Below are 19,905 nucleotides of genomic sequence, written 5' to 3'. Positions count from 1 at the left end.
CCGGCTTTTCTGTGCAGCGCGACGAGGTGATTACACCACGCCGGCCTCGTGCGCCTGCACGTCGGCATGATAGCTGGAGCGCACCATCGCCCCCACCGCGGCATGCTTGAAGCCGATCTGGTACGCCTTGTTCTCGAACGCCTTGAACAGGTCCGGGTGCACGTAGCGCAGCACCGGCAGGTGGCTGTCGGTCGGCTGCAGGTACTGGCCGATGGTGATCATGTCGATGTTGTAAGCACGCATGTCGGCCATCACTTCGTACACTTCCTCGTCGGTTTCGCCGAGGCCGACCATGATGCCGGACTTGGTCGACACCTCCGGGCACAGCTTCTTGAAGTCTTGCAGCAGCTGCAGCGAGTGCAGGTAATCCGCCCCCGGACGCGCCTGCTTGTACAGCCGCGGCGCGGTTTCCAGGTTGTGGTTCATCACGTCCGGCGGGGTCTTGCTGAGGATGTCCAGTGCGATGTCCAGGCGACCGCGGAAGTCCGGCACCAGCACTTCGATCTGGGTTTGCGGCGACAGCTTGCGAATCTCGCTGATACAGTCGGCAAAGTGCTGGGCACCGCCGTCGCGCAGGTCGTCGCGGTCCACCGAGGTGATCACCACGTACTTGAGCTTGAGCGCGGCCACGGTCTCGGCCAGGTGCTTCGGCTCGTTCGGGTCCAGCGGGTTCGGGCGGCCGTGGCCGACGTCACAGAACGGGCAGCGGCGGGTGCAGATGTCGCCCATGATCATGAAGGTGGCGGTGCCCTTGCTAAAGCACTCGCCGATGTTCGGGCAGGTGGCTTCCTCACACACGGTGTGCAGCTTCTGCTCGCGCAGGATCTGCTTGATCTCGTTGAAGCGCTGGCCGTTCGGCAGCTTGGCGCGGATCCACTCCGGCTTTTTGAGCTTTTCGTCCAGCGGCACGATCTTGATCGGGATGCGCGCGGTCTTGTCGGCGCCCTTGTGCTTTACGCCGGCCTGGTTGTCCAGTTTCATGCAGTCTCCTTCATCACCGTCAGGTTGCGCTCCAGGTGCGGCAACAACTTCTCGGCAGTTTGCGCCACGGTAAGCGATACACCGTGATTCTTCAATTGGGTCACCCTGAGGCCGGCATAGCCGCAGGGATTGATCCAGCTGAACGGGGTCAGATCCATGTCCACGTTCAGGCTCAGGCCGTGATACACCGCACCGTTCTTGATGCGCAGCCCCAGCGAGGCGATTTTCTCGCCGGCCACGTACACACCGGGCGCATTCACGTCGCCGTAGGCTTCGATACCGCATTCGGCCAGCAGGTCGATCACCGACTGCTCGATACGGCGTACCAGTTCGCGCACGCCGATGCCCATGCGTTTGAAGTCGATCATCAAATACACCACCAGCTGGCCGGGGCCGTGGTAGGTCACCTGCCCGCCGCGGTCGCACTTCACCACCTCGATGCTGCTGGGCATGATCAGGTGCTCGGGCTTGCCGGCCAGGCCCAGGGTATACACCGGCGGGTGCTCCAGGCACCACAGTTCGTCCGGGGTGTCCGCGCCGCGCTGCTCGGTGAACGCCTGCATGGCGTGCCAGGTCGGGGTGTATTCCACCTGGCCCAGGTATTTGACGATGCGACTCATGGCAGCCTTACAGCACCCACTTCACCAGCGCGTGGCCGGTCAGCGAGCGGTAGATGTTGTCCAGGTGCTCGCGCGAGGTGGCGGTCACGGTGATGGTCAGCGATACGTACTTGCCGCTGGAACTGTCGCGCGAGGCAATGTGCGCGTGCTCCAGGTCCGGCGCGTGCACACGCACCACTTCAAACATGATGAGCTGGAAATCCGGGTGACTCTCGCCCATCACCTTGATGGGAAAGCGGCAGGGAAACTCCAGCACGTCATTGATATCGATTGCTTGCTTGCTCATGTTACTTCCTGTCCTGCAAAAGGTTGGCCGCATCCGGGGCCGGCATGCCCCACTAGATGCGGCCAAATGTGGGAATTACCAGCCCAGCCAGAGCTTGATGCTATCCCACAGGCGGCTGATGAAACCACCCTCTTCCACGCCCTGCAGCGCGACGACCGGTTTTTCCGACAGCACCTTGCCATCCAGCGACACGGTCAGCTTGCCCACCTGCTGGCCCGGCTTCACCGGCGCGATCAGCGGCTGCACCGTGCTCAGCTCGGCCTTCAGGTGGCCGGACTGGCCGCGCGGCACCGTGGCGTACACGTCACGGGCAAAGCCCACCGGCAGCTGCTTGCTGGCGCCCTTGTACACCGCGATCTCTTTCACGGCCTTGCCGGCAGCATACAGTTTCGGGGTCTCGAAGAACTGCAGCGCGTAGTTCAGCAGCTTGCTGCTTTCCACCGCGCGCGCTTCCTCGCTGGCGGTGCCCACCACCACCGATAGCACGCGACGGCCGTCACGCTTGCTGGAAGCGATCAGGTTGTAGCCCGCCGAATCGGTGTGCCCGGTCTTCATGCCGTCCACGTTCGGGTCGCGGTACAGCAGCAGGTTGCGGTTCGGCTGGGTGATGTTGTTGTACGCGAACGACTTGATCGAGTAGATCGGGTAGTACTGCGGGAAGTCGCGAATGATGGAGGTCGACAGTGTCGCCAGGTCACGCGCCGTGGTGTAGTGCTGCGGATCCGGCAGGCCGGTGGCATTGCGGAAGCTGGTGGCGGACATGCCCAGGCGCTTGGCTTCGGCGGTCATCATCTGCGCGAACACTTCCTCGCTGCCGGCAATGGCTTCGGCCAGCGTCACGCAGGCATCGTTGCCTGATTGCACGATCATGCCCTTGATCAGGTCATCGACCTTGGCCGGCACTTTCGGGTCCAGGAACATGCGCGAGCCTTCCTGCTTCCAGCCGTGCTGGGACACAGTCAGCATCTGATCCAGCGTCAGGCGCTTTTCCTTCAGCGCCTTGAAGGTCAGGTAGGCCGTCATCAGTTTGGTCAGCGACGCCGGCTCGATGCGTGAATCCGGGTCACGGGCGGCCAGCACCTGGCCGCTGTAGAAATCGGTAACAAAATAGGCCTTGCCGGCAATTTCCGGCACCGGCGGGACAAACCCGGTCGCGGCTTGGGCCAGGGCGGACAGCGACAGGGCTGCCGCCAGCAATACGGTGGTGGTGGTTTTTTTCATTGGAACATCTATGGACGTGAGTTGCCGCAAAACAGCCCGCCATTATACACGGCGATCGGCGGCTGCCCTGCCCGGCAGGATACAAAATGTAGCGTGACAGCCGCCACCGGCCACCACACCCGGAGCAGGCTTGACCGGGGCCGTCGCGGCAAGTTTCGTGTGCCGGCGTTTTTTGCCACCGGCCCCGAAGCCGCCAGCCGCCCGCCGACGCGACAAAACCGGCCGCCATGGCACCAACCGTCGCCAGCCGCGCCCGTGCATTGCGCTGCACAAATCTGTCCCGTACAAGCATTCCACCGCCGGGTGCTTCCTGCTACTCTGCCCCTTCAAGGGACAAAAATACGGAATCACCAACCATGTCGCACCCTAAGGACTACCTGGAACGCATCCTCACCGCCAACGTCTACGACGTGGCCATCGAAAGCCCGCTGGAGCTTGCGGCCAACCTTAGCCGCCGCACCGGCAACACCATTCTGCTCAAGCGCGAAGACTTGCAGCCGGTGTTCTCCTTCAAGCTGCGCGGCGCCTACAACAAGATGTCCAAGCTCACTGTCGAGCAGCGTGAAAAAGGCGTGATTACCGCCAGCGCCGGCAACCACGCCCAGGGCGTGGCGCTGTCGGCGCAGCGTCTGGGCTGCGAGGCCACCATCGTGATGCCGGTCACCACCCCGCAGGTGAAGATCGACGGCGTCACCCGCCGCGGCGGCAAGGTGGTGCTGGCCGGCGAATCGTTCAGCGATGCCTACCAGCACACCATGAAGCTGGTGGCGGAAAACGGCATGACCTACATCCCGCCGTTCGACGACCCGGACGTGATAGCCGGCCAGGGCACCATCGGCATGGAGATCCTGCGCCAGCACGCCGGCCCGATCGACGCCGTGTTCGTCGCCATCGGCGGCGGCGGCCTGGCCGCCGGCGTGGCCAGTTACATCAAGCGCCTGCGCCCGGAAACCAAGATCATCGGCGTGCAGCCGGTGGATTCCGACGCCATGAAGCAGTCGATCGCCGCCGGCCAGCGCGTGGAGCTGAAGGACGTCGGGTTGTTCGCCGACGGCGTGGCAGTGAAGCTGGTGGGCGAAGAGACCTTCCGCATCTGCCGCGAGCTCTTGGACGAGATCATGCTGGTGGACACCGACGCCATCTGCGCCGCCATCAAGGACATCTTCGAGGACACCCGTTCCATCACCGAGCCGGCCGGCGCGCTGGCGGTGGCGGCGGCCAAGGCCTACGTGGAACGCGAAGGCTGCAGCGGCAAGACGCTGGTGGCGATCAACTGCGGCGCCAACATGAACTTCGACCGCCTGCGCCACGTGTCGGAGCGCTCCGAGCTGGGCGAGCGCCGCGAGGCCATCATCGCGGTAACCATCCCAGAAAAACCGGGCAGCTTCAAGAAGTTCTGCAGCGTGATCGGCAACCGCAACATCACCGAGTTCAATTACCGCTTTGCCGACCCCAGCATCGCCCACGTGTTCGTCGGCGTGCAGATCAGCGGCAAGGAGGACGTTGGCCGCATTGTGACAGACCTGCGCAGCAACGAGCTGGAAGGCCTGGACCTGACCGACAACGAGCTGGCCAAGCTGCACATCCGCCACCTGGTGGGCGGCCATGCACCGCAGCTGAAGGACGAGCGCGTGTTGCGCTTCGAGTTCCCGGAGCGCCCGGGTGCGCTAATGCGCTTTCTGGAGGCGATGCAGACCGACTGGAACATCAGCCTGTTCCACTACCGCAACCACGGCGCCGACTACGGCCGCGTGCTGATCGGCATCCAGGTGCCGGCGGAAGACAACACCGCCTTCACCGCCTTCCTCGACAACCTGGGCTACCCGTGGGTGGAAGAGACCGACAACCCGGCCTACAAGCTGTTCCTCGGCAAGACACTGCGCTGAGCCTGGCGTAAACTCGTGCGGCCAACTGTCCAAACGTTGGCCGCATTTCTTTTGGAGACCGCAGCAACATGATCAAGGCCGTACTGTTTGACCTTGACGGCACCCTGGCCGACACCGCCCGCGACCTGGGCGCCGCCCTCAACCGCCTGCTGGCCGAAGAAGGCCTGCCGCCGCAGCCGTACGAGGCAGTGCGCCCGATCGCCAGCCACGGCGCACGCGGCCTGGTGAGCCTGGGCTTCGGCATCGACAAGAGCCACCCGCGCTTCGAAGAATACCGGCTGCGCTTTCTCGACCACTACGAGCACAGCTTCGCCGACGAAACCGTGCTGTTCGACGACATCAACCCGCTGCTGGACGCGCTGACCGCGCGCGAGCTGCAGTGGGGCATCATCACCAACAAGCCGATGCGCTTCACCGACCGGCTGGTACCGGCACTGCCGTTTGCCAGCACACCGGCGGTGGTGGTCAGCGGCGACACCGTGGGCGTGGCCAAGCCGGACCCGGCGCCGATGCTGCACGCAGCCCAGCAGCTGGGCATCGCCCCGGAGCAATGCCTGTACGTCGGCGATGCCGAGCGCGACATGCAGGCCGGCCGCGCGGTGGGCATGAAGACCGTGCTGGTGAACTGGGGCTATATCTCCGACGACGACGACACCGCCAGCTGGCCCGCCGACATCGCCATCGACCATCCGCTGCAGCTGCTGCAGCACCTGTAAGCCTGCGTGCCGGCCCGCCCGGCACGCCTCATCCGACACCGCCGCCATGACCAGCCACGACGCCGCCACGCCCAGCAAGAAAACCGCCCCACGCCGCAAGAACGACCCGGAAGGCATGAAGAAGCGCATTCTGGATGCCGCCGTGGCCGAGTTCGCCCAGGCCGGGCTCAGCGGCGCCACGCTGGACGCCATCGCCGAGCGCGCCGGCACCATCAAGCGCATGGTGGTGTACTACTTCCGCAGCAAGGAAGAGCTGTACATCGCCGCGCTGGAACGCTGCTACGGCGAGATCCGCGACATCGAAACCGGGCTGGTCTTGAAAGACCTGCCGCCGGTGGAGGCGGTGATCCGCCTGGCCGAGTTCACCTTCGACTACCACGCCAGCCACACCGACTTCATCCGCCTGGTCAGCATCGAGAACATTCACCACGCCAAGCACATCGCCCAGTCACAGAAGATCAAGTCGCTGAACCGCAGCATCATCAACGAAATCGACGCGGTGCTGTCGCGCGGCAAGGCCGAGGGCCTGTTCCGCCCGGAAGTGGACGCCACCGACCTGCACATGCTGATGAGCTCGTTCTGCTTCTTCCGCGTCGCCAACCGCTACACCTTCGAGACCATCTTCGGCCGCAATATGGTCAGCGATGCGGCACGCGAATCGCACCGCAAGATGCTGGTGGAAGCGGTGCTCGCCTACCTGCGCCAGCCCTGAACTGCTCCGCGGCCGAACGTTGGCCGCAGGCAAAAAAAAACGGCCTTGCCGGGGGAGCCGGGCAAGGCCAAAGCAACGCCGAGAAGAAAACGGGAAAAACGTAACGGGATCAGCCCGCGGCGATCATGCGGCGGAAATGCTGCTCCATGCGCTCGCTATCCGGCGCGCGGCCGGTAAACAGCGCGAAGGCGCCCACCGCCTGCCACACCGCCATGCCGCCGCCATCCAGCACGCGACAGCCGCGCTGGCGCGCCAGTTGCAACAGTTCGGTTTCCAGCGGGAAGTACACCACCTCCGCCACCCACAGATCACCGTGCACCAGCTCCGCCGGCAGCGGCAGGCCCGGATGGCCATACATGCCGGTAGGCGTGGCGTGCACCAGCCCGCTGGCCCCCTGCATCGCCTGTTGCACATCGGTCAGCCCGCTGACGCGGCGATCGGCAAAGAAGCCCTGCAACCGTGCGGCCAACGTTGCGGCACGACTGGCGTCCTGATCGACGATCACCAGCTCCTGCGTGCCGGCCACCAGCAGCGCATGCGCCACCGCCGAGCCGGCACCGCCGGCGCCCAGCAGCACCACGCGGCGCAGGTCGTCGCCGGCGAAATGGCGACGGAACGGCTCGGCGAAGCCGGACCAGTCGGTGTTGTGGCCGTAGCGTTTGCCATCGCGGAACACCACGGTATTCACCGCGCCGATCTGGCGCGCGTCTTCCGACAGCTCGTCCAGATACGGCATCACCGCCTGCTTGCATGGGTGGGTGATGTTGACGCCGGCAAAACCGCAGGCTTCGGCGGCGGCCAGCAGCTCCGGCAACGCTTCCACTCCCTTGCCCAGCCGGGTCAGGTCGATCAGCTGGTAATGCAGGTGAAAGCCGGCGGCCGCCGCCTCCTGCTCATGCAGATAGGGCGACTTGGAGCGCTGGATGTCGGCACCGATCAGGCCGACCAGCACCTTGTCGTGTGCCGCCGCCTCGGTAGCGAAAGTGGATACTTCAGTGATCATGTGTTGCCTCGGTAAGTTAGGTCCGGCGCCGCCGTGGCGCCGGATAGCGCCGCTACCGGCTTAACGCAGCTTGGCCAGCTCGCTGTTCAGCTCGCTCATCAGCGGCTCGCCGACATCGGCGCTGAATTTCTTGGTCACGCCCTGCAGCTTGATGCGGATGCGGGTTTTTTCCGCTGCCGACAGCTCGTTCACCTTCATGGTGGCCTTGAGCTTGGTCAGTGCCTGGCTGGTGGCATCGCGGTTGACCTTGCGCTGGTACAGCGTGGCGTCACGCGCCGCCTTCTGGATCAGCGCCTTTTCGTCGGCGGACAGCTGGCTCCACAGCTTCTGGCTCACCAGCAGCACTTGCGGGTTGTAGGTATGACCGGTCAGCGACAGGTATTTCTGCACCTCGTTGAGCTTGGTACCCAGAATGGTGGCTTCCGGGTTTTCCTGACCATCCACCGCCTTGGTTTCCAGCGCGGTGTACAGCTCGGTGAACGGCATCGGCACCGGGTTGGCACCCAGCGCGGAGAACATCTCGATGTACAGCGGCGACTGCACCACGCGCAGCTTCAGGCCGGCGATGTCTTCCATCTTCACCACCGGGCGCACGTTATTGGTGACATGGCGGAAGCCCAGCTCCCAGTAGCCCAGCCCCACCAGGCCCTTGCCGTTCAGCTTGGCCAGCAGCTTGCTGCCCACCGGGCCATCGACGATGGCATCGGCTTCCTTGCCGCTGTTAAACAGGAACGGCAGATCGAACAGCACGAATTCCTTGGACTGGCTGGCCAGCAGGCCGGCGTTCAGCACGGTGAAATCCACGGTGCCGCCCTGCAGCGCCGACACGGTCTGCACGTCGCCGCCCAGCATGCCGGACGGGAACAGCTTGACCTGTATCTTGCCGCCGGAGGCCTTGCCGATCAGCTCGGCAAACTTGGCGGCGCCCAGCCCCTGCGGGTGTTCCTTGGCGTTGAGGAACGAGAAGCGCAGCGTGCGTTCCTTGATGTCTGCGGCCAACGTTTGGCCACTGGCCGCCAGGCCCAGCAGGGCAACGCCGGTCAGCACGGCAATCTTGTTGAATTTCAGCATGGTGTCTCTCCTAGTGTTATGGGTGCCCGGGTTCTCTCCTCCCCGGGGTACGGCTTGAAAACAGATCAGTGCGCGAACCAGGCCGCCGGCACGGTAACCAGGCTGGGGAACAGCACCAACAGGAACAGCACCGCCAGTTCGGCAAACAGGAAGGGGTTGATGGCACGGATCAGGTCGCCCATCGAGGTACGCGTTGCGCCGCACACCACGTTGAGCACCGTGCCCACCGGCGGCGTAATCAGGCCGATGGCGGTGTTGATCACGAACAGCACGCCGAAGTAGATCGGGTCGATACCGGCTTGCTGCACCACCGGCACCAGCACCGGCGCCAGGATCAGGATGGTGGGCGCCATGTCCATGGCGGTGCCCACCGCCACGATGATCAGCATGATCACCAGCAGCAGCAGCGTCGGGCTGTCCATCAGCGGCGCCAGCAGGCCGGCCATCTGCGACGGCAGGTCGGCGATGGTGATCATCCACGCCGATACCAGCGAGGCGGCCACCAGGAACATCACCACGCCGGTGGTCTGCGCCGACTGGGTGAACACGTGGAACAGCTGCGACGGTTTCAGCTCGCGATACACCACCATGGCGACGAACAGCGAGTACACCGCGGCCACCACCGCCGCTTCGGTGGGGGTGAAGATGCCGAACTTCAGGCCGCCGACGATGATGCCCGGCAGCAGCAAGGCCCAGAAACCGTCGCGGAACGCGGCCACCACTTCGGCACGCGACTTGCGTGCGCTCGGCTGCACGTTCTCGCTGCGCGACACCCACCACCACGCCAGGCACAGCGCCAGGCCGATCAGGACGCCTGGCACGATGCCGGCCAGGAACAGCTTGGAGATCGACAGGTTGCCGGCCACCCCCAGCAGGATGAAACCGATGCTGGGCGGGATGATCGGCGCGATGATGCCGCCGGCGGCGATCAGCGCACTGGAACGCGCCTGGTCATGGCCGGCGCGCACCATCATCGGCACCAGCAGCACCGCCAGCGCCGCGGCATCGGCCACCGCCGAGCCGGACAGGCTGGCCAGGATGCAGGAGGCGATGATCGCCACGTAGCCCAGGCCGCCCTTGACGTGACCCACCAGCGCCAGCGCCACGTTGACGATGCGGCGCGACAGCCCGCCGACGTTCATCACCTCGCCGGCCAGCAGGAAGAACGGCACCGCCAGCAGAGTGAAGCTGTCTGCACCGTTGATCAGGTTCTGCGCCACGATCTGCGCATCGAACATGTCCATGTGATACATCAGCGCCACGCCGGACAGCAGCAGGGCAAAAGCGATGGGCATGCCGATCGCCATGGCACCCAGCAGGGAGCCCAGGAAAATAGTCAGTACCATGATTGCTTGCTCCCGCTCACTCGGCCATGTTCAGCTGGGTACCCACGTCGGACAGCGGTGCGCCGCCCAGTACCCGCACGATATCCAGCGCCACCAGCAACGCCGACAGCGCGCTGAACACCACCCCGGCCGCGTACAGCAGGCCGCTCGGCAGGCCGGACATCGGCGCCGGCACGCTCATGTTGATCTGCATCTGCTGCCAGCTGCCGCTGCCGAACAGCCACAGCAGGTACAGGATGCTCACCTGGCACAGCAGGTGACAGGCCTTCTGCCCGAACATCGGCAGGTGGCGGGTCAGGCTATCGACATTGAGGTGGCCCTTTTCGTACACGGCCACGATAGAGGCGAGAAAGGTCATCCACACCATGCTCCAGCGCGACAACTCTTCCGACAGGGTGATGCCGCCGTTGAAGGCGTAGCGCAGCACCACATTGGTAAATACCAGCACCACCATGCTGGCCAGCAGCAGGGCCATCAGCCCCTTGAGTACCAGCAGTACCCGCTTGATCCACTTATCCATACAACCTCCGCACAGGTTGGCCGCAGGCACCGCCCGGCGCCGCGCCCTGCCCGTTTCCGTTACGCTTGCTTGTTCAAGTGGCAGGCCAGGTGATGCACCGCCAGGCTGTAGCCGTTGATCCCCAGACCGCAAATCACACCACTGGCCACCTTGGAAACATAGGACAGGTGGCGGAAGGCTTCGCGGCGATGAATATTGCTGATGTGCACCTCGATGATCGGGCCGCTGAACGCGGACAAGGCATCCATCAGCGCGATCGAGGTGTGGGAATAGCCGGCCGGGTTGATCACGATGCTGCGATGCTGCTCGCGCGCCTCGTGTACCCAGTCGATCAACTGCGCTTCGGAATTGCTGTGACGGAAGTCGATGGTGAAACCGTATTCGCGCGCCACGCTGCGGCAGCCGCGCTCGACATCGGCCAACGTTGCGTGGCCGTAGATTTCCGGCTGGCGCTTGCCCAGCAGGTTCAGGTTGGGGCCGTTAAGCACCAGGATGTCGGTGGCCATGTCACACCACCTGCCGTGCTGCCGCGCGCTGCGGCGGATTGAAACGGAACATGCTGTTCTCCTCTTGGTCTGTGTTGCTTTTTTATTTTATGTACCGCACGGTACATAACTAGAGAATGGTACAGCGCTTGATGTGTGTCAATGCGTATCTGCCGCCACAACCAATTTTTGTACCACGCGTTACATTCTTGCCACGCCGTGGCACAGCACCGCCGGCTGCTTATGCCGAAGGCAAGCCATGACAGCGCCGACCACGCCGGGCGCCCGGCGGACACAGCGGCCGGCCGACACCATAAAAAAAGCGCCCCGCAGGGCGCCAAGGAGAGATTGCCGGCGGGCCGGCAAAGAGCATCACACCGGTTGGCGGCGGCGCAGCTGCGCCTGTGCGGCCAACCTTACCGGCGCATTGGCGGCGCCATACTGGTCGTAGCTGCCGATGCGCTGCACCATCTCGAAGAAGAAGCGCTCTTCGAACGGCGCCGAATACACGTGCAGGAATTCGCCGCCCTGCGCGTCGCGGTCGTACAGCACGTTGTGCGCCTGCAGCCGGGCCACGAAGTCGTCGTCCAGGTTGAAGCGCGCCAGCAGGTCGTCGTAGTAGTTGTCCGGGATGTCCAGCAGCGGTACGCCATTGCCACGCGCCTGCGCCACGGCGGCAAAGATGTCGGCAGTGGAAAAGGCGATGTGCTGCAGGCCGGAGCCCTTGTAGGTGGACACCGAGCGCGCGATGGCGGTGTTGCGGTTTTCCGAGATGTTGAGCGGGATGCGCACACTGTCGTTGCTGCTGCGCACCACCCGGCTCTTCATCAAGCCGTACGGGTCCGGCAGCGTCCACTCGTGCTCGGTGACAAAGCCGAATACCGCGCGAAAATGCAGGATCCAGTTGTCCATGCTCTCGGCCGGCAGGCCGATGGCAAAGTGGTCGATGCGCTGCAGCAGCGCCGGGCCGGAGGTTGGCCGCAAGTCGAAATCCGACTGGTAGATCGAGCCTTCGCCGGCATCCACCAGGTATTGCAGGCTGCCGTCCGGCGCGCGCACCGCCGGGATGTGGCGCTCGTTCGGCCCCACCCGGCTTTCGAACGACTTGCAGCCATACAGCTTGGCGCGCTGCAGCGCCTGCTGCGCATGGTCGGTGCTAAAGGCGGCGGCACACAGCGACGGGCCGTGCGACACGTAGAAGGCGTGGGCGAAGGAATCGGTTTCCGCATTCAGAATCAGGTTGATGTCGCCCTGCTGGTACAGCGTCACCGCCTTGGACTTGTGCTCGCCGCTGCGGCTGAAGCCGAACCCCTGCAAGGCTTTGCCCAACCGCGCACCGGATTCCTCGTCCACCGCGAACTCTAGGAACTCCACGCCCTGGTACTGCGCCGGCGGCGGCGGCGCAAACAACGGCACGTCCGGCAGCGGCTGCTGTTGCCGCGCCAGCGTGGCCAGCGTCATTTCTTCCAGGTAGCGCAACGAGCGCAGGCCGTCGCCGGCGGTGAGCCGGGTCGGCGCGGCGCGGAAGCCGTCGTTGAATACTTCCAGCGACAGTGGGCCGCGATAGCCCGCCTGCAGGATGGGCGCCAGGAAGGCACCGAGGTCGAAATCGCCCTGGCCGGGAAAGCTGCGGAAGTGGCGACTCCACTCCATCACGTCCATGTTCATGACCGGCGCGTCGGCCAGCTGCAGGAACACGATCTTGTCGCCGGGAATCTGCGCCAGCAGCGACAGGTCGTCCTTGATCGACAGGGTGTGGAAGCTGTCGAGGATGATGCCGAGGTTGGGATGGTTGGCCGCCTGCACCAGCTGCCAGGCATGGCGGTAGGAGTAGACATGCTTGCCCCAGGCCAGCGCCTCGTAGCCGACCTGGATGCCGCGCTTGCCGGCGCGCTCGGCCAGCTGGAACAGGTCGTCGGCAATCAGCGCATCGTCGCGGCTGGTGTCCGGCGCCACGCTGCTGCAGACCAGGATGCGATCGGTGCCCAGCTCGCCCATCAGGTCGAACTTGCGCTCGGCGCGGTCCAGATTACGGCCCAGGCGCTCGCGCGGGCCGCCCTCGAAATCGCGGAACGGCTGGAACAGCATGATTTCCAGCCCCAGGTCGGCGCACATCTGCCGCACGGTGGCCGGGGTGCCGTCGAAGTACAGCAGATCGTTTTCAAAGATTTCGACGCCGTCGAAACCTGCGGCGGCAATGGCTTCCAGCTTTTCCGGCAGCGTGCCGCTGAGTGACACGGTGGCAATGGAATGCTGCATGTCGTCCTCCGTCTTGTGGGTTGCGTGAAATCATTATGTACCAAACGGTACATAGATCACAACCCGACGCGACGGTCACGCACGGCAAAAAACACAGCGCGTCAGCGCGCCATTACAAATGCATTTTCACGCAATAAAAATCAGAAAACCACTCAATGAACAAATAAAAATGCCCGACCACAAGGCCGGGCATGGCAACAACGGCGGGCAGGCCGTCTCAATCCTGCAACAGGGCAAAACCGAAACCGCCCCGGCCATTGGCCTTGACGCTGTACATCGCCCGGTCTGCCGCCATCAGCAACTGCTGCGCGGTAACGCCATGCTGCGGGAACATGCTGATGCCGATACTGGCCGCCACGCGCAGGGTGCCGCCCTGGAACGGAATGCCCGGCGCCAGGCAGTCGATCAGCTTGCCGGCAATCAGCGCACTATCGCGTTCGGTGTCCGGGCCGTCCAGCAGCACCACGAACTCATCGCCGCCCAGCCGCGCCACGGTATCGGTGCCGCGCACCGACAACCGCAGCCGCTGCGCCACCGCCACCAGCACCGCATCGCCGGCATCGTGGCCCCAGCCGTCGTTGATGTCCTTGAAGTTATCCAGGTCGATGAACAATACCGCCGCGCAACCGCCGTGGCGCTTGGCGCGGGCGATGGCCAGGTCGAGGCGGTCCTGCAGCATGCGGCGGTTGGGCAGCTCGGTCAGCGCGTCGTACTGCGCCATCTGCTTGAGCTGCTCCTGACTGGCCTGCAGCGAGCCGAGCTGCTCGCCGATCTGCCGCTGCATCTGCTGGAAGCTACGCGCCAGTTCGCCGATTTCATCCTGCCGCTCCAGCGGCAGGTAGCCGATTTCCTGGCCGCGACCGAAAAGGTTGGCCGCGGCGATCAGCTGCCGCAGCGGCCGCAACACCAGCCGCGCCAGGAACAGCGTGCCCAGCAGCCCCAGCAGGCCAAAGCCCAGCACGCTGATCATGATCAGCAGGCCCAGGTGCTGCGCGCCTTCGCGCACGCTGGACAGGGGCTGCGCCAGGCCGACATACAGCTGCCCTTCTTCCGAGCGCAGCTTCAGCGGCTGGCGCACAAAGGCCATCACCACCGGCTGCAACAGGCCATCGCTGGTGGGCTGCTGAAACACCACCTGGTTCACCGCGCCGGTCACCAGCTTGCGCGTGGCGGCAAATTCGTCCTGCAGCAGCACGCGCCGGCCGCGATCGAAGCCGAAGGTCTTGCTGTGATCCGGGTGGATCAGGATGTCGCCCTGGCCGTTGGCCAGGAACAGGCGGAAATCCAGCGGCAGGTCGGTCGCCAGCAGCGCGAACATGCCGTCGACGTCCAGGTTGATCACCACCACGCCCAGTGCCTTGCCGTCGCCGTCGTGCACCGGCATCGCCAGCTGCATCGACGGCCGCTCGGCCCCGGTATAGAGGCCGCGCTCGTGGTTGATGGTGATGCGCGACATGTAGACAGTATCGCTGGGCAGCTGCAGCGTCTCGGACACGTAGGAGAAGTGTCCCTTTTCTTGCAGGTCGGCCTCCGGCACCGTGATGAACGACGGCCCCAGCCGGTCTACCCGCACCTGCTCCAGGCCAAAGCTCTCGGCGCTGATCAGGCGAATCTGGAAATAGGCCGGATTGGCCCGCATCATCAGCTCGAACAGTTCGGCCAGCTGGGCGTTCAGCCGCGCATCCGGTTGCCTGAGCGTGCGGCGCACCGACGGGTGACTGGCCAGCACCTGCAGGTTGCGGGCGATTTCCTCCAGCGAGGTGTCCACCCGTCGCCCGAGCACCTGGGTGGCGGCCACCAGCGACTGCTGCGACGACTCCACCAGCAGGCTGCGGCTGATGCCGTAGCTGTAGGCGCCGGTCACCGCGGAGGCGCAGATGCCGACTGCGGCCAACAGCAGCGCCAGTTTGACGGCAATGCCGTACTTCATGGCTGCAATACCTTGCCGGCCCGATCCCCCGCCAGGATGCGACTCCACAGCTTGTCGCGGCGCTCTTCGCTTTCCGCCGGTTCCAGCCAGACGATGCGCGCCGTATTCTTGAAGTACGGCGACGGCGAGGTGGTATTGGCCAGCCCCTGGCGCTGCAGCAGCACGCGGCCGGGCATGTCGTCTAGCACGAAGTTGATCCAGCGCGTGGCCAGCTGCGCATCACGTGCGCCACGGCTGATCGCCCAGCAATCCAGCCATGCCAGCGCCCCTTCGCGCGGAATGGCATAGCCGACATCGATGTTGGCCGCTTTCAGCAGCTGCAACTGTTGCGAGCCGAAGTTGGCAAACATCAGCGCCGCGCGTCGCTCCTTGAACAGCGCCACCGATTCGGCCGGCCCGGTATAGAACGCGCTGACATTGCGGCGCAGCGCGATCAGCTGCGCCACCGCCGCCGGCCACTGCTGCTCGCCGATGCGGAACGGCGATGGCAGCGCCAATGCCTGTGCCGCCAGCGAGAAGCTGTGCACCCCGCCGTTGTAGGCGATGATCTTACCCTGGTAACGCTTGTCCCACAGCGCCGTGATGCTGTCCGGCGCCTGTGGAATTTGCTTGCGATCGTAGATCAGCCCCATCTCGGAATAGGTATACGGGATGGCGTAGGTCTTGCCGCCATGCACCAGCCCCGGAATACCCTGCCGCTGCCGAAAACGCGGCAATTGCCGCGCCAGGTTGGGAATCGCCGCGGTATTGATTTCCGTTACCAGCCCCTGATGGATATAACGCTGCAATTCGGCCGTGTTGACAGCAAAAATATCGAAATTCGCGCCATTGTTTTCGTGCAGCTTGCGCCATAACTCGGCATCGGATTCAACAAAGGTAACCTCGACTTTGCTATTAGTGCGCTGCTCGAATTCCTTTACCACGTCGGCATCGGCATAACCCGGCCAGGTCAATACCCGTAGTACCCCGTCGGCCAGGGCCGGCAGGGGCGATAACAGCAGCAACGCGGTGGCAAGCAGCCGGCGCCAGTCAACAGGCATATTCATTGTTTTCCATTTATTTATTGGGTACAGCTGCAACGGCGAATCATTATTATTTTCCCGAACAATTTTGCCGGAAAACGTTAAAGATCCCACGTTAATTAATGGGCTTGCCTATTAAATATCACCGCTTAATCTGTAACGGCAAGCGCTTAGACGCGCAGGTTAATTTTTTGCCGACCACTAATGCCATGCAACTCATTTTTGGCATATCGGCCCACTAAAAACCATGCCGAAAGCACAAAAACTTCGCCGTACTGGCACCACACGACACACGCCAAGCCGCAGGCATAGCCCGGCAGCCAGCAGCTACGCCAGCTATTGTTGTTGGTAAGAGCATTACACGCTCATGACCACACCGAGGAGGCATCACCATGGCTGACCTGTTCGACAATCCCCTGGGCTTGATGGGCTTCGAGTTTGTCGAGTTTGCCGCCCCCAGCCCCGGCATGCTGGAACCGGTATTCGAGATGCTGGGCTTTAGCAAGGTGGCACACCATCGCTCCAAGAACGTAGATCTTTATCGTCAGGGCGGCATTAACTTTATCCTGAACAACGAACCGCACAGCCTGGCGGCGTACTTTGCCGCCGAGCACGGCCCGTCTGCCTGCGGCATGGCATTCCGCGTACGCGACGCGCACCATGCCTACCGGCGGGCGCTGGAGCTGGGTGCACAACCGGTGGAGATCCCCACCGGGCCGATGGAACTGCGCCTGCCGGCCATCAAGGGCATAGGCGGCGCCCCGCTCTACCTGATCGACCGCTTCGAGGACGGCAAATCCATCTACGACATCGATTTCGAGTTCCTGCCCGGCGCCGATCCGCACCCGCCCGGCCACGGCCTCAAGGTGATCGACCACCTTACCCACAATGTGTACCGCGGGCGCATGAGCTACTGGGCGTCGTTCTACGAGCGGCTGTTCAACTTCCGCGAGATCCGCTACTTCGACATCAAGGGCGAATACACCGGGCTGACCTCGCGCGCGATGACCGCGCCGGACGGGCTGATCCGCATCCCGCTCAACGAAGAAGGCGGCTCCGGCCATGGCCAGATCGAGGAGTTCCTGATGCAGTTCAACGGCGAGGGCATCCAGCACATTGCGCTGCTGAGCGACGACCTGCTCGCCAGCGTGGATCGGCTGCGGGCCGCCGGCGTGCCGTTGATGACGGCGCCGCCGGCCACCTATTACGAGATGCTGGACGAACGCCTGCCCGACCATGGCGAACAGGCGGCGCAGCTGCAGGCTCGCGGCATCCTGCTGGATGGCAATACCGGCGACGGCAACCGCCGGCTGCTGCTGCAGATTTTCTCGCAGACCCTGCTGGGGCCGGTGTTCTTTGAATTCATCCAGCGCAAGGGCGACGACGGCTTTGGCGAGGGCAACTTCAAGGCATTGTTCGAATCGATGGAGCGCGACCAGATACGCCGCGGCGTGCTGCAAAAGCCCTGACGCCCCGACGGCGGCCCGTCGCGGCTGCCTCTTAACAGAAAGGCCAGCCTTGTCCCTGCCCCCTACCGCGCGCCTGAATCATGTGCTGCTGCTCATCGCCGTCGCCACCTTGCTGGCCGGCGGCGCCGGCTACCTGTTGGCCACACTCGCGCTGGCACAGCAGCTCTGGCTGGCCGGGGTATTGCCGGTGCTGGTTGCGCTGCTGTACGACACGGTACGCAGCCTGCTGCAACGCAAGGCCGGGGTGGATATTCTGGCGCTGCTGTCCATCCTGCTGGCGCTGGCACTGGGCGAGGTGCTGACGGCCGCCGTCATCGGCCTGATGCTGGCCAGTGGCCGCACGCTGGAAGACTATGCCGCTGCCCAGGCGCAGCGGGAGATGGCCGCGCTGCTGCAGCATGCGCCACGCTATGCCCACCGTTTTGCCGGCGGCCAATGGCTCAAGATCGACATCAAGGAAATTGCCGCCGGCGACCGCCTGCTGGTGCGCAACGGCGAAGTGGTGCCCGCCGACGGCAACCTGCTGACCGCCGCCCTGCTGGACGAGTCCACGCTGACGGGCGAGCCGCTGCCGGTAAAGCGTGCGGCCGGCGAGGCACTGCACAGCGGCGCCATCAACGCCGGGCAGGCGTTCGAGATGCTGGCCACCGCCAACAGCGAGCACAGCACCTTCGCCGGCATCGTGCAGCTGATGCGGCAGGCGCAACAGCAACAAAGCCCGTCCAGCCGGCTGGCCGACCGCTACGCGCTGTTGTTCGTCCCGCTTACGCTGTGCATCGCGCTGCTGGCCTGGCTGCTCAGCCATGACCTGGGCCGCGTACTGGCCGTGCTGGTGGTGGCCACCCCCTGCCCGCTGATCCTGGCGGTGCCGGTGGCCATCGTCTCCGGCATGTCCAGCTGCGCCCGTCGTGGCGTACTGGTGAAAAGCGGCGCCGCGCTGGAGCGGCTGGCTCAGGCGGACACGCTGTTTTTCGACAAGACCGGCACGCTGACCGGCGGCCACGCCCGTCTCGCCATCATCCAGACCTCGACCGGCATCAAGGCCGACAACGTGCTGTGGTTGGCCGCATCGCTGGAGCAGGCCTGCAACCACGTGCTGGCCGAGTCGGTGGTCAGCGCGGCGCGCGAACACGGTATCGCACTGGCGCTGCCGCAGCAGAGCAAGGAAAGCCCGGGCGCCGGCATCAGCGGCAGCATTGCCGGTCATCAGGTGGTGGTCGGCTCCTATGATTTTGTCAGCAGCCAGGCCATCCCCGCCCCATGGAGCCCGCTGTTTCTGCAGCGGCTGGGTTACGAAGGCGCCAGCGGCGTCTTCGTCGGCATGGATGGCTTCATGGTGGGTGCGCTGCAGCTGATGGACAAGCTGCGGCTGGATACCCCGCGGGCGTTGCGCCGGCTGTCACTGGCCGGCATGCGCCGCATCGTCATGCTGACCGGCGACCGCAAGGACATCGCCAACACCCTGGGGGCGCAGCTAGGGGTAACCGAAGTGCTGGCGGAGCAGACCCCGGCCGACAAGTTGGCCGCCATCCGCCAGGCGCGCCAGCAAGGCATTGTGGTGATGGTGGGCGACGGCGTGAATGATGCTCCGGCACTGGCCGCCGCCGACGTGGGGGTGGCCATGGGCGCTCGTGGCGCCGCCGCGGCCGCGGAAGCCGCCGACATCGTGCTGCTGGTGGACCGGCTGGACCGGCTGGTTGAGGCGCTGCACATGGCGCGCCGCGCGCGCCGCATTGCCGCGCAGAGCGTCATCGTGGGCATGGGGCTGTCCATCGTTGCCATGTTGGCCGCAGCGCTGGGACACCTGCCACCTATTGCCGGCGCCCTGCTGCAGGAGGTCATCGACGTGGCGGTGATCCTGAATGCGCTGCGTGCCCGCCAGGGCGGGCCGAGCGCGGCGCAACAGATGTCGCCGCAGGATGCCGCCGAGCTGAGTGCCGAACACCGCGAGCTGGAGTCGCTGCTCGGCCAGGTGGCGCAGTTGGCCGACCGCCTGCCGGACCTGCCCGGCCCGCAGGCGGTTGCCGAGCTGAACAAGCTGCACCAGGCGCTCAACGAACAACTGTTGCCGCACGAGCAGCAGGAAGATCACGAACTGTATCCGCAACTGGCCCGCAAGCTGGGCGGCGACGACCCGATGGCCGCGATGAGCGGCACCCACCGCGAGATTTTCCGCATCACCCGGCTGCTGGACTGCCTGATCGGCGACTTGCCAGCCGACGGCCCCAGCCCGCTGGCGGTGCAGGAGCTGCAACGCCTGCTATACGGGCTGGATGCCATCCTGCACCTGCATTTCTCACAGGAAGAAGAGCTGTATCACAGCCTGAGCAACCCGCCCTGAGCGATGCCTGTTGCCGGCTGTCTGTTGTCAGCGGTGT

The 19,905-nt window shown here is 64.6% G+C and carries 17 protein-coding genes; 5 read left to right on the top strand and 12 right to left on the bottom strand.

Annotation, left to right across the window (positions count from 1 at the left end):
* Positions 1 to 30: 30 nt before the first annotated feature.
* The 4 genes from lipA to ACFOLG_RS03850 form a co-directional block, all read right to left on the bottom strand.
* Positions 31 to 981, bottom strand: coding sequence for a lipoyl synthase (gene lipA / locus ACFOLG_RS03865; RefSeq protein WP_386088589.1), 951 nt, complete (start codon positions 979 to 981; stop codon positions 31 to 33).
* Positions 978 to 1,601, bottom strand: coding sequence for a lipoyl(octanoyl) transferase LipB (gene lipB / locus ACFOLG_RS03860; RefSeq protein WP_386088587.1), 624 nt, complete (start codon positions 1,599 to 1,601; stop codon positions 978 to 980). Before lipB ends, lipA begins: the two co-directional genes overlap by 4 nt.
* A 7-nt stretch (positions 1,602 to 1,608) precedes the next feature.
* Positions 1,609 to 1,887 (bottom strand): HP0495 family protein, encoded by a 279-nt coding sequence (locus ACFOLG_RS03855; protein ID WP_386088585.1) that lies wholly within the window; start codon positions 1,885 to 1,887, stop codon positions 1,609 to 1,611.
* A gap of 75 nt (positions 1,888 to 1,962) precedes the next feature.
* A complete protein-coding gene (locus ACFOLG_RS03850; protein WP_386088583.1) occupies positions 1,963 to 3,108 on the bottom strand; it encodes a D-alanyl-D-alanine carboxypeptidase family protein in 1,146 nt (381 codons plus the stop codon).
* 356 nt (positions 3,109 to 3,464) lie between these two features.
* On the opposite strand from ACFOLG_RS03850, the gene ilvA reads away from it, so the two are divergent.
* The 3 genes from ilvA (at position 3,465) to ACFOLG_RS03835 (ending at position 6,422) form a co-directional block, all read left to right on the top strand.
* Entirely contained in the window at positions 3,465 to 4,994 is a 1,530-nt protein-coding gene (gene ilvA, locus ACFOLG_RS03845; protein WP_386088581.1) for a threonine ammonia-lyase, biosynthetic, read from the top strand.
* A 68-nt stretch (positions 4,995 to 5,062) separates the two neighbouring features.
* Complete coding sequence (locus ACFOLG_RS03840) at positions 5,063 to 5,710, top strand: HAD family hydrolase (protein ID WP_386088578.1); 648 nt, start codon at positions 5,063 to 5,065, stop codon at positions 5,708 to 5,710.
* Positions 5,711 to 5,756: 46 nt separating this feature from the next.
* Entirely contained in the window at positions 5,757 to 6,422 is a 666-nt protein-coding gene (locus ACFOLG_RS03835) for a TetR family transcriptional regulator (RefSeq protein ID WP_386088575.1), read from the top strand.
* 109 nt (positions 6,423 to 6,531) lie between these two features.
* Here ACFOLG_RS03835 and ACFOLG_RS03830 read toward each other — a convergent pair whose 3' ends face one another.
* The 8 genes from ACFOLG_RS03830 to ACFOLG_RS03795 form a co-directional block, all read right to left on the bottom strand.
* Positions 6,532 to 7,425 (bottom strand): shikimate dehydrogenase, encoded by an 894-nt coding sequence (locus ACFOLG_RS03830; protein ID WP_386088573.1) that lies wholly within the window; start codon positions 7,423 to 7,425, stop codon positions 6,532 to 6,534.
* A gap of 60 nt (positions 7,426 to 7,485) precedes the next feature.
* A complete protein-coding gene (locus tag ACFOLG_RS03825) occupies positions 7,486 to 8,496 on the bottom strand; it encodes a TRAP transporter substrate-binding protein (protein ID WP_386088570.1) in 1,011 nt (336 codons plus the stop codon).
* Between the two features lie 65 nt (positions 8,497 to 8,561).
* The gene (locus ACFOLG_RS03820) at positions 8,562 to 9,842 is read right to left on the bottom strand and encodes a TRAP transporter large permease subunit (RefSeq protein WP_386088567.1); all 1,281 of its coding nucleotides are present in this window, start codon (positions 9,840 to 9,842) and stop codon (positions 8,562 to 8,564) included.
* Positions 9,843 to 9,858: 16 nt separating this feature from the next.
* Entirely contained in the window at positions 9,859 to 10,362 is a 504-nt protein-coding gene (locus tag ACFOLG_RS03815; RefSeq protein WP_386088565.1) for a TRAP transporter small permease, read from the bottom strand.
* A 59-nt stretch (positions 10,363 to 10,421) separates the two neighbouring features.
* On the bottom strand, positions 10,422 to 10,868 hold the full coding sequence (aroQ, locus tag ACFOLG_RS03810; protein ID WP_386088563.1) for a type II 3-dehydroquinate dehydratase: 447 nt from the start codon (positions 10,866 to 10,868) through the stop codon (positions 10,422 to 10,424).
* Between the two features lie 351 nt (positions 10,869 to 11,219).
* Positions 11,220 to 13,106 (bottom strand): bifunctional sugar phosphate isomerase/epimerase/4-hydroxyphenylpyruvate dioxygenase family protein, encoded by a 1,887-nt coding sequence (locus ACFOLG_RS03805; RefSeq protein ID WP_386088560.1) that lies wholly within the window; start codon positions 13,104 to 13,106, stop codon positions 11,220 to 11,222.
* A 217-nt stretch (positions 13,107 to 13,323) separates the two neighbouring features.
* A complete protein-coding gene (locus tag ACFOLG_RS03800) occupies positions 13,324 to 15,036 on the bottom strand; it encodes a diguanylate cyclase domain-containing protein (protein ID WP_386088557.1) in 1,713 nt (570 codons plus the stop codon).
* Positions 15,033 to 16,076 (bottom strand): extracellular solute-binding protein, encoded by a 1,044-nt coding sequence (locus ACFOLG_RS03795; RefSeq protein WP_386088555.1) that lies wholly within the window; start codon positions 16,074 to 16,076, stop codon positions 15,033 to 15,035. The genes ACFOLG_RS03800 and ACFOLG_RS03795 overlap by 4 nt, the downstream gene beginning before the upstream one ends.
* 374 nt (positions 16,077 to 16,450) lie before the next feature.
* Between ACFOLG_RS03795 and hppD the strand changes: the two genes are divergently transcribed.
* On the top strand, positions 16,451 to 17,527 hold the full coding sequence (gene hppD / locus ACFOLG_RS03790; RefSeq protein ID WP_386088552.1) for a 4-hydroxyphenylpyruvate dioxygenase: 1,077 nt from the start codon (positions 16,451 to 16,453) through the stop codon (positions 17,525 to 17,527).
* A 49-nt stretch (positions 17,528 to 17,576) separates the two neighbouring features.
* A complete protein-coding gene (locus ACFOLG_RS03785; RefSeq protein ID WP_386088550.1) occupies positions 17,577 to 19,868 on the top strand; it encodes a heavy metal translocating P-type ATPase in 2,292 nt (763 codons plus the stop codon).
* Positions 19,869 to 19,905 lie beyond the last annotated feature (37 nt).

It is taken from the genome of Vogesella facilis (genome assembly GCF_042648525.1).
In the GTDB taxonomy this organism is placed as follows: Bacteria; Pseudomonadota; Gammaproteobacteria; order Burkholderiales; family Chromobacteriaceae; genus Vogesella; species Vogesella facilis.
This window is presented reverse-complemented; position numbering and strand designations above follow the sequence as displayed.